The organism is Parabacteroides sp. AF48-14 (genome assembly GCF_003477465.1).
Taxonomy (GTDB): Bacteria; Bacteroidota; Bacteroidia; order Bacteroidales; family Tannerellaceae; genus Parabacteroides; species Parabacteroides acidifaciens.
In genome coordinates this window covers 24,826-37,416 of sequence record NZ_QUDI01000013.1, presented here as the reverse complement: position 1 = coordinate 37,416, position 12,591 = coordinate 24,826, and the positions used below count along the sequence as shown (strand labels likewise).

Genomic DNA, 12,591 nt, shown 5'->3' with positions numbered 1-12,591 from the left:
ACGGGCGGCTTCATATGTTTTATTCCAGATTCTCATCGATGGCATCAATCTTTTTGACGATAAGTGCCATCTCGTCTTTTAGTTTTTCAATCTTACGTTCCATCTCTTTTACCAATCCGCCGCCGCCTTTGGAGGAGATGCTGAGGAATCCGATGTTGTTTTCGTAGGTCTGAAGTTCGTTCTTCATCCGTTCGAACATACGCATCAGTTTTTCCCGTTCGCCGTAAAGCTTTCCTTTTCCGCGTTCACCGCCGCTCATATCGCTCAGGTTGTTGCGGAATGTCTGCATCTTGCGGTCGTTCTGGTCGACTTTGAGGCGGTCGAATTGTTTGTCTACCGCTTCATGATATTCTTTGTATATCTTGTCTTTTTCCTTGAACGGGACATGGCCGATGGTGTTCCATTCCGCCATGAGTCCTTTTAAGGTGGCAAGAGCTTCATCATGCTCAGTCTCTTCTATTGCGTTGATCTTCTCGATCAGTGCTTTTTTAGCAGTCAGATTTGTCTGTTCTACGCTCTTTTGGGAAGAAACATTCTTATTCTTTTGTTCGAAGAAATAATCGCAGGCCGAGATGAAACGTTTCCAGATGGCGTCGGAATGTTTGCGGGCAACCGAACCGATCGTTTTCCATTCTTTCTGCAAGGCGATCATCTTTTCGGTAGTGCTCTTCCATTCAGTGCTGTCTTTCAATGCTTCCGCTTTTTCGCACAAGGCTTTTTTCAGTTCGAGATTCTTTTCCATCTCTTCCTTGATGCCTTTGTAGAATTCGCTTTTGCGGTTGAAATAGACATCGCAGGCGGCACGGAAGCGTTCGAATATCTTCACGTTGGATTTCTTCGGTGCGAAACCGATTGTTTTCCATTTTTCCTGCAGGGATATCACTTCTTTGTTCTTCTCTTCCCAGTCTTTGAATGATTTCAAAGCGGAGTAGTCGATGCCCTCTATTTGTTCGCAAATAGCTGTCTTTGCTTCCAGGTTCTCCTGTTCTTTAGCTTTCAGACCCTCGAAGTGTTCCTGATGGCGCTTGTTGATAATTGTGGAAGCGGCTTTGAAGCGGGCCCACAAGTCTTCGCGCAATTCTTTGGCAACCGGACCGATCTCGCGCCATTGCTGGTGCAGCTTCTGAAGCTGGTGGAAAGCGGATACGACGTCCGGTTCTGTCTGCAGTTTCTCGACTGTTTCGCAGAGGGCGGTTTTCAATTCCAGATTCTTCTTGAAGTCGTAATCGCGGAACTGGTTGTTTATCTTAATGATGTCGTAGAACTTTTCACTGTATATCTGATAGTTCTTCCACAGCTCGCTGACATGCTCCTGCGGAACGGCTTTCACTTCTTTCCATCTCTGCTGGATGTCTTTGAAGTCGTTGTATAGCTTGTTGAAGTCTTCCTGGCTTTCTGTCAGGGCTTTCAGCTGGTCGATCAACTGGAGCTTCAAGGCGTAGTTGGCAGCCTTTACGCGTTCTTCTTCGGCAAGGATAGCGGCCCGTTTTTCTTTGTAAACAGCAAGCAGGTCTTTAATCTTGTTTTCTGTTTCATCTTCGGGAGCAACGAAATCTTTTTCTTCACCTCCGTTTTCCAGAAATGCTTTCTTCAATTCGTCCACTTCGCTCCGGTGGATTTTGTAGTAAGCCTGTTTGAGGGCTTCCACCTCGTTGCGGGTAGCATCGGCTGCCGCTGCAACCAATCCGGTCAATTTCTCCAGAATTTCTTCTTTCGATAATTTTCCCGCAGCCGTAGCCACATCATCGCCTGCCGCAGTTTCGTCAGTGCTGACTTCTGCTTCAGCAGATGTTTCTTCTGCTACAACTTCGGCTTCCGGTGTTTCATTCGTTACAACTTCTTCCGCCGTGTCTTCCGGTGCCGTCACCGGGGCTTTAGTTTCTTCCAATTTGCCGGTTTCTTCGGCAGGCAAATTAGTTTCGTGAGTGTCCATCATATTCAATCGCATTTAAGAATAAGGATAAATGTATCCTATATCAAGTCACAAATTAAAGTAAATATTTTTGGATTTCAGCATTTGAAAGCGATTTATTTGCGAGAAAATGTTAAAATAATGAATAAAAGGCTGAAAATCTTCCTATTCTTCTACAAGTTGTATCAGATCGAAATACATTAACCGGGTTTCTGAATCCTTATCTGCCTCGGATAGATATTTAAAACCGTTTCTTTCGTAGAATGGTGTTGCACTTCTGTAAGCATCAACAGTTATGTATTTGCAACCGGTACGGTTATCGTGGATGAATGATTTTTTTAAGTATATCAATAATAATCTGTCCGAAACCTTGCTTTTGGTAGTTGCTGTTGATGCCAAGTCTCCCTATTTTCATAGAGGGATAACTGTTGAAGCCTTTTCCTTTGCTTTTTAGTTTTTGAACAAACGTCCAATATCTTCGTCTGCTGGGGAAATCCGAGATTGCAATTTTGTCATTTAGAAGACAAAAGAATGCTATGATTTGATCTCCTTCAGTGCTTTCCAATATGTATGTTACTGCTAATAGTTCTTTTAAATAAGGTTTCGCATTGTACAAAAGAAATTCATTTAAATCCTGATCTCCACAGTTAAAAGGTTTCAATGTATAATCTTGTGTCAAACGCATCACCTTGTAAGATGGCGTATTCATATATTACCAATTAAAAGTACATGCTTTTTTAAATTCCTGATAGTTCTTTTCAATTCGTTCACGTTCCTCTTTGGAGGCTCGTTTGTTACGTGTCTCTTCCATCTCCTTCATGAAGCGTTTGGCGTCTTCGCCGAACAGAATCGGGGTTTCTTTGATAGGTCTGGCCATAATCTTTACCTTTTAATAGTTAATGATGAGACAAAGGTAAATAAAAAAACCTGTTATCCAACCGAATAACAGGTTTTAATTTATAAGGACGCTTATGGCTTATCCTAAGAACGAGATCAGCACGCCGGCAGCAACGGCAGAACCGATTACGCCGGAGATGTTACTGGCCATGCAATATTGGAGAACATGGTTCTTGGGATCGTACTTCAGGGCGATTTCGTTGGCTACGCGCGATGCCATCGGCACAGCACTCAGTCCGGTTGCTCCGATCAGCGGATTAATCTTTTTCTTTGTAAAGAGGTTGAACAGCTTGACAAAGAAGATACCGCCCGCGATGGAGAGGGCAAATGCGAGGAAGCCGCCGATCACGATACCGATTGTCGTGAAGTTCAGGAAGGCTTCTGCCGTCATAGTAGCCCCAACCGATAATCCCAGGAATATGGTTGCCGCATTCATGATGCTGTTTGAGGCAGCATCGAACAGGCGGAATGTGTTTGTCCCGATTTCCTTTACCAGGTTACCGAACATCAGCATACCGATCAAAGGCACTGCACTCGGTACGAACAACGCCACAACCGTAGTGACCACGATCGGGAAAATGATCTTCAGCACGCGCAGGTTCTTGATCTCCGTGGTAGACGGATATTTCTTTTCCTGCTCCTTCATGTTGATACACAATTCCTTTTTGGAGCAGAACAGTTTGACTACCAAAGGTATGATAACCGGAACCAATGCCATATAGGAATAAGCTGCGATTGCGATCGGTCCCAACAGGTGCGGAGCTAACTTGATTGTCGTAAAGATTGCCGTCGGTCCGTCGGCGCCGCCGATAATGCCTAATGCAGCCGCTTCTTTCGGAGTGAATCCCATCAGGATAGCCACCAGCAAAACGGTAAAGATACCTAACTGGGCAGCCGCTCCGAATATGGAAAGCCGCAGGTTACGCAACATCGGCCCGAAGTCCGTCAGCGCTCCCACACCCATAAAGATAATAGGAGGAAGGAACCCTGTCTTGATCAACATATAATAGATGAAGTTCATCAATCCCAGTTCATGGGCGATGTCGTGAAGCGGCATTTCCCAGATGTTCTTCATCACTCCATGTATGTTGATCAGGCCGTTCTCGTCTGCCTGTATCACTCCCATATCGCCTCCGGGAAAGTTGGCAAGCAACACGCCGAATGCGATCGGTACGAGCAATAACGGTTCATACTGCTTCTTGATACCTAAATAGAGCAGGATGAACGCAATGGCATACATGATCAGGAACTGCGGTTCAGCAATGATGTTGCTGAACGCAGTCATCTCATACAAATTTTGAAATATCTCGTTCATTATTGTATTGTCATTAATACGTCATCTTCCGAAACCGCGTCACCGGAGGCCAGGCAGATTGCTGTGACAGTCCCGCCAAATTCGGCGCGTACGGCATTATACGTTTTCATCGCTTCCACATAACAAAGCACATCCCCCTCTTTTACTACATCCCCGACTTTAACAGGCGTGTCGGAAGCTCCTTTCACCAGGAAGAACTTGCCTTCTAACGGCGAAAGTACTTCTTTTCCGGCTCCGGCAGGTGCAGCGGCAGGCGCTGGTACGGCAGCGGGAGCAGCCGGCGTTTCCGGTGCAGGGGGTGCGCCTGCGGTATCTCCGAATGCGACGGTAACTTTGAATGCCTGTCCGTTTACATCGACAGTCATGACCTGAGGTGTGGTCGGCATTGCCATCGTTACGTTGGCTGGAGCTGCGGCAGGTGTTGCAGCCGGTGCTACGGGTTTGGCGACACCTTGTTTCTCTGCTTTCTTCTTGGCGACATCCGCCTTGAATTCCACTTTTGCCTTGCCTGAACGATAAGCTTCGTACTGGGCGGGATGCATGGCATATTCAAACAGCTCTTCGTCGTCTTCGCCTGTTTCCCATTGCTTTTCGTTCATCAGTTTGCGGTATTTGTCGAGTGAGTCAGGATAGTTGTCCTGCGGGTTGCCTTCGAAAAATTCGCGCCCTTCGGCTTTTGCCTTCTCGATGATTTCGGGAGCCAACGGTCCCGGCAGGCGTCCTGCCTTGCCTAAAATCATATCCCAGATATCGTCGGCAATCATGCTCCAACGGGCCTTGCCTTTTTCCATCTGCATTACGTTCATAAGGGCCAGATTCTTGACATACTGGCTGAACGGTGTTACCAGAGGAGGATAACCGACACGCGGCCATACATAAGCCACTTCGTCGAACAGCTTGATCAGCAGCTGATCCTGGCTCATAAGTGGCTTGTTGTTCTTGATATTGTTTTTGTTGATCGTTTCCAGATTCTTTTCGAGATCGGACATTAGGCTACCCATCATGCCGCCCGGCAGTCCCGGACCGATCAGCAATGAGTTCATCAGACGGTTCTTCGGACTGATATACAATCCTAAGAAGTCATCCATAAATTCCTGAATCAGGCTGCGGACCTTCATGTAGGCTTCCATATTGATCTCCGGTACTTTATAGCCGGCGTCTTTCAGCATCGCCTGTACGGTCAGCAGGTCGGCATGTCCCGTTCCCCATGAAAGCGGTTCCATGCCCACGTCGATATAGTCGCAACCGGCATTACAAACTTCGAGGATGGAAGCTACGTTGAAACCGGGACCGGCATGGCTGTGGTATTGAACCGGAATTTCCGGATGTTTGGCTTTGATGTTAGCCACGATCTGTCCTAACGAGTGAGGCCGGCCGATGCCTGCCATATCCTTGATGCAGATTTCGTCCGCTCCCAATTCGATCAGTTCCATAGCCATCTTGGTGTAGTATTCGACCGTATGGATCGGGGAGTGGGTGATACACAACGAGCACTGTGAGATCATTCCGGCTGCTTTCGCATATTTAATGGAGGGAGCGATGTTGCGGACATCGTTCAATCCGCAGAAGGTACGGGCGATATCCGTCCCCTGTGCTTTTTTGACCTGATAGAACAACTGGCGCACGTCGTCGGGCACCGGGCTCATGCGCAATCCGTTCAGTGCACGGTCGAGCATATGTGTTTGTATACCGGCTTCATGGAATGGTTTCGTCCATTCGCGTACAGCCCTGTTAGGGTTTTCACCAAATAATAAATTAACCTGTTCAAATCCTCCGCCATTGGTCTCTACACGGGCGAAGCATCCCATTTCGATGATGGCAGGTGCTACCCGGGTTAGTTGGTCAACGGTGGGAACATATTTTCCGGCAGATTGCCACATGTCACGGAAGACCAAACTAAATTTGATTTCTCTCTTCATGATATTTTTATGTATAAATGCAATTATAATTTCTCGATTTTGACAACCTTACCCTGACCGCCTGTCACAACACTGACGGCCGATACGATAGCGGCAGTTGTCTGGTTTGTAATTCCGCCGGCCGGCGAAGCGGGCACCGCCTGTCTTTGCGGCGTCACCTGTTTTTTTACAATGATCTCTTCGGGTGCATATTTGTTGACCAATACGATCAGCCCCTTCCCAAGATTGATAACGATTAGCAGAATGGCAAAAACGGTGGTCATCCCAACTACCATTAACAAAAGTCCAGTTTCCAAGTTTTCCATACTCATAAATTGATAGGGAGGCGTGCGGTTGGTGTGGCTGGCACAATCCTACCCAAGTTAAAAAATCTGGCACAAAATTAGTAAAATGTCTGAATCCTGCTTTATGCTCCGATATAAAAATACAAAATATAACGTTCCTTTTTTCTGAAAAAGTTATAATTCGTAATGAACTTTGGTTTTTATGTTATGAATACATATGGTTGACTTGGTAATTTGTTTATTTTGAAACCAACTCATCCTTTTATATGCACCGTTCTTCGATGGGCATGGAAGTTGTTCCTGATTTTCGAGGGCTTATTGTATAAAACGTATTTTTTTGGCTCGAAAGGCATCCGAAACAAAACAAATGTTAATCCACTTTTTTGACCTCAAAAAGGGACTTTTCCCTCTTTTTTGAGCGTTTTCAGTAATTACGACCGTCCTCTTTGCCATTATGACCGTTCTAATGTGTAGTGCACTCGGCACCTCGCGAAGATTAGGACGGTCGTAATGGCGATTAAGACGGTCGTAATTGAAAAGAGGACGTTTTCATGGCAAAAAAGCCCCTGAATTTCCTTGGGATATTTGGAACGCCGTCCGTTTTATTTTCAAATATTCGATTCTCCGGGAGTTAAGGTTTATCACTTTGCCGGTGTTTCCGCTTTCCGGTAATCACATTGTACGTTTTTTCAGATTGCCTGCGCACCTCGCTTTATCTGTTGTCAGTAAAGAAGATTAAAACCGTGAAAAGAGTCAATCCAAAATGGATCAAGATTTCGGATGAAATAGAAAAATGGCTGAAAAAGGGGGTTATTGTATATTCGTCAGGTTTGCAGGAAGTTTAAAACTTGACATATTTGAAACAATAAATGATCTGCGTTCGTCTGCGTCGTCTGCGAAATCTGCGTCCGGTAATACAAACATAGTGATGCACCGATAAATCATCATTTACAGGTTCATTATTTTTTATATCTTTGCCGTTCGAAACTAATAGCAAGACGTTATGGGAAACTTTTTTACATCTTTATTCTCGTCATCCAAGGCTGCAACGCCGGAGGAGGAAAAAGCAAAGAGTGATCAGAAGAAATTCGATATATTGAAATACGACGGTGTCCGTGCCCAAAAGATGGGGCAGGTGGCGTATGCAATCAAATGTTTTACCGAGGCATTGAACCTGCAGGAGGATTTTGAGACGATGACTTATCTGGTTGCTGCCTATACGGTTGCAAATAAGGCGGAAGATGCGCTCGGAGTGCTGAACCGGATGGTCGAGCTGGAACCCGACCATATCAATACGCGTCTGACAAGGGTAAGCGTGCTTTTTATGTTGGATAAAGATGCCGATGTGATTGCTGATTGCCAGCATGTCCTCGAACTGGAAGATACGAACCACCTGGCATGGTTTCTGATGGGGAAGGCAAAACGGACCACCGCCGATCCGCTGGGTGCGATTGCCGACCTGACGAAAGCTATTGCCTTGAAAGAAGATTTTACGGACGCCTACCTGATGCGTGCCCAGATATTATTATCTATGTCGCAGGCAGCCGAGGCGCTTCCCGATGTCGAAAAGGCGATCGAGCTGGCCCCCGAAGAAGAAACGACTTATCTGCTGAGAGGCCGTATTCATGAAGCAATGGGAAACTTGGATGCCGCTGCTGCCGACTATCAGAATACATTGGAGCTGAATCCCTTCAACGACGAAGCCGCCTTGTTGACCGGCAATCTGCTGATCGCGCAGGAGCGTTTGGATGAAGCCATCTCTTTCTTTGACGAAATGATCGACCTGAAACCCGAATTTGCCAAAGCGTATGCCGAACGTGGTCGCGCCAAGAACCTGAAAGGTGATAAGGAAGGCGCTTTCGAAGACCTGAAGAAGTCGATCGAACTGAATCCCGAAGGTGACGAAGCGCAGAAGTTGGAGGGACAGCATACGAACTTTAATGATATGTATAAGGGAGGGATATTTTAACTGCCTTCCGTTTTCAAGCAAGGTGCGGTTGTCGTTTGCTGAAAGTTTTTTGAGGCAACTCTTTGTTTATTAAAAAAAAGCCTCTATCTTTGCAGCCCAAATTGGTATGAGAATAAGATAATAATAAATAATATACAGAAAGATGAAAAGAACATTTCAACCTTCCAACCGGAAAAGAAAGAACAAGCACGGCTTCCGTTCAAGAATGGCTACAGCTAATGGCCGCAGAGTATTAGCTTCTCGTCGTGCTAAAGGAAGAGCTAAATTAACAGTTTCTGACGAATACAACGGATAATTCTTTCCGTTTGAAGATTTTTCATAAAGAAAGTAGAGGTTTTTACTAAAAAGCCTTTACTTTCTTTGTTTTAACGGCTTTGTTTTCTACTTTTGACCCGCCTACAAATACAAGATAGAAATGAAAGACTTTTTAGTTAAGCTGATAAAAAATCCGTACGTCTTAAATTTGTTGCTGGCTGTCGTCGTAGCCTGTGCTCTGGTATTCGGAACACTGAAGTGGCTCGACTCGTACACCCGGCACAATGAGGCTGTTGTGGTGCCGGATGTCAAAGGACTGAGAATCGAAGAAGCCGCTGAATTTTTCAAGAATAGTAATTTACGCTATAACGTGATCGACTCCGTCTTTTCTAAAGATGTGAAGCCGGGTGCGATTGTCGAGCTTGTGCCGATGGCCGGCTCGAAAGTGAAAGAAGGACGTATCGTGTTCATCACGGTGAACGCGCTTACCTCGCAAATGGCGACGATTCCGGAAGTGGAAGACTCTCTTTCCGGCAGGCTTATGCCATTCTCCGTGCCTGCGGATTTGAAAAGATCGAGATCGAATATGTGCCCGGTGATTTTAAAGACTTGGCTCTGAGTGTCGAACTGAACGGACGTACGCTCCAAAAGGGCGAACACGTGCCGCTTACCGCTCCGCTGGTCCTGAAGGTCAGCAGCGGCGATGCAGAGATGCCGGCAGACTCGCTCGGGTTGCCGGACGACAGTGTTCCGGTCGAATCGTTGGATAGTGAAGAAGAAAACTGGTTTTAACTATGGATGAGTTTTTGGACGAAATGGATGATGAACAGGTAGACGACCTGTTGCAGCCGGAAGAGGGCGAAGATAAGGCCCCTCAACTGTATGAACACTTCCGCTTCGTTGCCGATCGCGGACAGTCGTTGTTGCGTGTGGACAAATTCCTGGTCGACCGCATGTTTGGGGCTACAAGGAACCGGATACAGTCGGCCGCCGATGCCGGTTGTATCATGGCGAACGGTAAGCCGGTGAAGAGTAATTACCGGGTGAAGCCGGAAGATGTCGTGACGATCATGATGACACGGCCTCCTCGGACCTTTGAGATTCTCCCTGAAAATATTCCGATTAAAATCGTGTACGAAGATGACGACCTGTTAGTGGTGGATAAGCCGGCGGGACTCGTGGTGCATCCCGGACACGGAAACTATACAGGCACGTTGGTGAATGCCCTTGCCTGGTATCTGAAGGATGATCCTACGTACGATCCGAACGATCCCGCGCTGGGACTCGTGCACCGCATCGATAAAGACACATCCGGACTGCTTGTTGTCGCCAAAAAGCCGGAGGCAAAGGCGCATCTCAGCATGCAGTTTTTCCATAAGACAACCAAACGCGAATACCGTGCATTAGTGTGGGGCATCGTGCGTGAAGACGAAGGCCGGATCGAAGGCAACATCGGCCGCAACCCCCGTGACCGCATGCAGATGATCGTGTTTCCCGAAGGAGATCAGGGCAAGACGGCCGTTACGCACTATTCCGTACAGGAACGCTTAGGCTATGTCACGCTGGTGAAATGCCGTCTCGAGACAGGACGTACGCACCAGATCCGCGTCCACATGAAATATATCGGCCATACCCTGTTCAACGACGAACGTTATGGCGGAAATGAGATATTGAAAGGAACAACCTCTTCTAAATATAAACAGTTTATCGATAACTGTTTTGCCATTTGTCCCCGTCAGGCGCTTCATGCCAAGACGTTAGGTTTTGTCCATCCGACTACAGGCGAGGAAATGTTTTTTGATTCCGAAATACCTGCCGACATGACTGCATTGATCGATAAATGGCGCGTATATGCAAATACTAAAGAACTATAAAGATGAAAAGGAACATTGCTATTGTAGCCGGAGGTGATTCCTCCGAAATTGTTATTTCTTTAAAAAGTGCTGAAGGAATCTACTCTTTTCTTGATAAAGACAAATATAATGTATATATTGCCATCGTTAAAAGAAACGAATGGGCAGTGAAACTTCCCGGAGGGGAACATACGCCAATAGATAAAAACGATTTCAGTTTCCGCGAGAATGGCGAGGTTAAACATTTTGATTTTGCTTATATTACGATTCACGGTACTCCGGGAGAAGACGGACGCCTGCAGGGTTATTTTGATATGATCGGAATGCCTTATTCTTCTTGCGGAATGTTTGTGAGTGCGCTTACTTTCAATAAGTTCGCCTGCAATCACTATCTGAAAGGATTCGGTGTCAATATTGCCCGTTCCATACATTTGTTCAAAGGACAGACGGTTACGGACGAAGAAGTGGTCGGCAGCCTCGGGCTTCCGGTTTTTGTCAAACCGAACGATGGCGGTAGCAGCTTCGGAGTGACGAAAGTGAAAGAGGCTTCGGCGATCCGGCCGGCTATCGAGAAGGCTTTCGGCGAAGGGCGCGAAGTGGTCATCGAAAGTTTTATCGAGGGGACCGAGGTGACGTGCGGTTGCTATAAGACAGCGGAAAAGGAAGTCGTGTTCCCGCTTACCGAAGTCGTAACGGATAATGAGTTCTTCGATTTCGACGCCAAGTATAACGGCCAGGTGCAGGAGATTACACCGGCCCGCATTTCTGCAGAACTAACAGAAAAGGTACAACGCGAGACATCAAGAATATACGATATATTGGGCGCCAAAGGCCTGATCCGTGTGGATTATATTATTCCGGCAGACGGTGAACCGAAACTGCTCGAAATCAATACCACTCCCGGCATGACGGCGACCAGTTTTATCCCGCAGCAAATACGGGCTGCCGGTCTGGATATAAAAGATGTAATGACTGATATTATAGAAAACGAGTTTAACTAAAAGATATGGAAGTTCCGATTAATAATTTTGACGATATTCGTCCGCTGAATAACGACGAGGTAAAAGATGCGATCGAATCGCTTGTTGCCAACGAAGATTTCGAGCGGGCCTTTCGGTATATAGAGCCGGATGTGAACTGGAAAGAGTTTTCCGAAACCATGCGCTCCTTTAAGACGAAAGAAGACTTTAAGTCTAAATTGGCGTATGAGGCAGTTATGTTAGTGGCAAACAAGACCACTTTCTCGCTGACGATTTCCGGCCGTAGCCGTTTACCGAAGGATAAAAAGCCTTGTACCTTTATTTCTAACCACCGCGACATCGTGTTGGATGCTTCATTCCTGAATGTCATGCTGTATGATGTGGGTTATGGAATGACACAGGTAGCCATTGGTAATAACCTGTTGATCCGTCCCTGGATCGAGACGTTGGTACGCCTGAACAACAGCTTTATTGTCAAACGTAATATCCCGGTGCGCCAGATGTTGGAAGTGAGCAAGGTGCTTTCCGCTTATATCCGGCATACGATCACCGAGACGAAAGAGTCTGTCTGGATTGCGCAGCGTGAAGGCCGCGCCAAGGATTCCGACGACCGTACGCAGGGCAGTATCCTGAAGATGTTGAACATGAGCGGCGACAAGGATTTTCTGTCGAACTTGATGGATCTGAATATCTTCCCGGTAGCGATATCTTACGAGTTCGACCCTTGCGACTTCCTGAAAGCAAAGGAATTTCAGCAGAAACGCGACGATCCCGAGTTTGTAAAGTGCCAGCGTGACGACCTGTTGAGTATGGAGACCGGTATTCTGAATAACAAGGGACGTGTCCACTTCACCCTGACTCAACCGATTAACGACCAGCTTGCCCGGTTGGACCCGAATATGGAGAAGAATGAACTGATCAATGCTGTTGCTACTATTATCGACAAGGAGATTTATAAACATTACCGTTTTTATCCCTGCAATTATGTAGCTTATGATATGCTGACCGGAACGCACCGTTTCAGCGAACACTACGGCTTAAAGGATAAGAAGCAGTTTGAAGAATACCTGCAAGGCCAGTTGGATAAAATCGTATTACCGAATAAGGATGAAGCATTCCTGCGTACAAAGATGCTGGAAATGTACACAAATCCGCTGAAGAATTTCCTGGCTAACCAGGAGTAAGAACAAGTAGTAATAACAAAAAA

11 protein-coding genes and 1 pseudogene are annotated in these 12,591 nt (G+C 46.4%); 6 read left to right on the top strand and 6 right to left on the bottom strand.

Translation table 11 applies throughout. The features are described 5' to 3' along the window. Positions 1-19: 19 nt before the first annotated feature. From DW083_RS07905 to DW083_RS07885, 6 genes are all read right to left on the bottom strand, one after another. Positions 20-1,936, bottom strand: a complete 1,917-nt coding sequence (locus DW083_RS07905; RefSeq protein WP_122332016.1) for a DUF349 domain-containing protein — start codon at positions 1,934-1,936, stop codon at positions 20-22. 292 nt (positions 1,937-2,228) lie between these two features. Then, positions 2,229-2,621, bottom strand: coding sequence for a hypothetical protein (locus DW083_RS07900; RefSeq protein WP_122332015.1), 393 nt, complete (start codon positions 2,619-2,621; stop codon positions 2,229-2,231). A 3-nt stretch (positions 2,622-2,624) separates the two neighbouring features. Next, on the bottom strand, positions 2,625-2,789 hold the full coding sequence (locus DW083_RS22245; RefSeq protein WP_199659156.1) for a hypothetical protein: 165 nt from the start codon (positions 2,787-2,789) through the stop codon (positions 2,625-2,627). 99 nt (positions 2,790-2,888) lie between these two features. Further along, complete coding sequence (locus DW083_RS07895; RefSeq protein WP_115500571.1) at positions 2,889-4,124, bottom strand: sodium ion-translocating decarboxylase subunit beta; 1,236 nt, start codon at positions 4,122-4,124, stop codon at positions 2,889-2,891. After that, the gene (locus DW083_RS07890; RefSeq protein ID WP_122332014.1) at positions 4,124-6,043 is read right to left on the bottom strand and encodes a biotin/lipoyl-containing protein; all 1,920 of its coding nucleotides are present in this window, start codon (positions 6,041-6,043) and stop codon (positions 4,124-4,126) included. The genes DW083_RS07895 and DW083_RS07890 overlap by 1 nt, the downstream gene beginning before the upstream one ends. Positions 6,044-6,066: 23 nt before the next feature. Continuing rightward, positions 6,067-6,348 (bottom strand): OadG family protein, encoded by a 282-nt coding sequence (locus DW083_RS07885; protein ID WP_122332057.1) that lies wholly within the window; start codon positions 6,346-6,348, stop codon positions 6,067-6,069. 982 nt (positions 6,349-7,330) lie between these two features. On the opposite strand from DW083_RS07885, the gene DW083_RS07880 reads away from it, so the two are divergent. The 6 genes and pseudogenes from DW083_RS07880 to DW083_RS07855 all read left to right on the top strand — a co-directional run bounded on the left by DW083_RS07880 (position 7,331) and on the right by DW083_RS07855 (position 12,568). Then, positions 7,331-8,296 (top strand): tetratricopeptide repeat protein, encoded by a 966-nt coding sequence (locus DW083_RS07880; RefSeq protein ID WP_122332013.1) that lies wholly within the window; start codon positions 7,331-7,333, stop codon positions 8,294-8,296. 142 nt (positions 8,297-8,438) lie between these two features. After that, positions 8,439-8,591 (top strand): 50S ribosomal protein L34, encoded by a 153-nt coding sequence (rpmH, locus tag DW083_RS07875; protein WP_005633099.1) that lies wholly within the window; start codon positions 8,439-8,441, stop codon positions 8,589-8,591. Between the two features lie 120 nt (positions 8,592-8,711). Next, positions 8,712-9,343 (top strand): annotated as a pseudogene (locus tag DW083_RS07870) (PASTA domain-containing protein). 2 nt (positions 9,344-9,345) lie between these two features. Further along, on the top strand, positions 9,346-10,425 hold the full coding sequence (locus DW083_RS07865) for an RluA family pseudouridine synthase (RefSeq protein WP_115500558.1): 1,080 nt from the start codon (positions 9,346-9,348) through the stop codon (positions 10,423-10,425). 2 nt (positions 10,426-10,427) lie between these two features. Beyond that, positions 10,428-11,405 carry a D-alanine--D-alanine ligase gene (locus DW083_RS07860; protein ID WP_122332012.1) on the top strand — a complete coding sequence of 326 codons (978 nt, stop codon included), beginning with the start codon at positions 10,428-10,430 and terminating at the stop codon, positions 11,403-11,405. A 5-nt stretch (positions 11,406-11,410) separates the two neighbouring features. Continuing rightward, positions 11,411-12,568, top strand: a complete 1,158-nt coding sequence (locus tag DW083_RS07855; RefSeq protein WP_122332011.1) for a 1-acyl-sn-glycerol-3-phosphate acyltransferase — start codon at positions 11,411-11,413, stop codon at positions 12,566-12,568. The last annotated feature ends 23 nt before the right edge of the window (positions 12,569-12,591 follow it).

What these genes read in the sequence shown, in the direction of transcription:
- rpmH (WP_005633099.1), top strand. Translation starts at nt 8,439, where the DNA reads ATGAAAAGAACATTTCAACCTTCCAACCGGAAAAGAAAGAACAAGCAC.
- DW083_RS07900 (WP_122332015.1), bottom strand. Translation starts at nt 2,621, where the DNA reads ATGAATACGCCATCTTACAAGGTGATGCGTTTGACACAAGATTATACA.
- DW083_RS07880 (WP_122332013.1), top strand. Translation starts at nt 7,331, where the DNA reads ATGGGAAACTTTTTTACATCTTTATTCTCGTCATCCAAGGCTGCAACG.
- DW083_RS07865 (WP_115500558.1), top strand. Translation starts at nt 9,346, where the DNA reads ATGGATGAGTTTTTGGACGAAATGGATGATGAACAGGTAGACGACCTG.
- DW083_RS22245 (WP_199659156.1), bottom strand. Translation starts at nt 2,789, where the DNA reads ATGGCCAGACCTATCAAAGAAACCCCGATTCTGTTCGGCGAAGACGCC.
- DW083_RS07905 (WP_122332016.1), bottom strand. Translation starts at nt 1,936, where the DNA reads ATGATGGACACTCACGAAACTAATTTGCCTGCCGAAGAAACCGGCAAA.
- DW083_RS07895 (WP_115500571.1), bottom strand. Translation starts at nt 4,124, where the DNA reads ATGAACGAGATATTTCAAAATTTGTATGAGATGACTGCGTTCAGCAAC.
- DW083_RS07890 (WP_122332014.1), bottom strand. Translation starts at nt 6,043, where the DNA reads ATGAAGAGAGAAATCAAATTTAGTTTGGTCTTCCGTGACATGTGGCAA.
- DW083_RS07855 (WP_122332011.1), top strand. Translation starts at nt 11,411, where the DNA reads ATGGAAGTTCCGATTAATAATTTTGACGATATTCGTCCGCTGAATAAC.
- DW083_RS07860 (WP_122332012.1), top strand. Translation starts at nt 10,428, where the DNA reads ATGAAAAGGAACATTGCTATTGTAGCCGGAGGTGATTCCTCCGAAATT.
- DW083_RS07885 (WP_122332057.1), bottom strand. Translation starts at nt 6,348, where the DNA reads ATGGAAAACTTGGAAACTGGACTTTTGTTAATGGTAGTTGGGATGACC.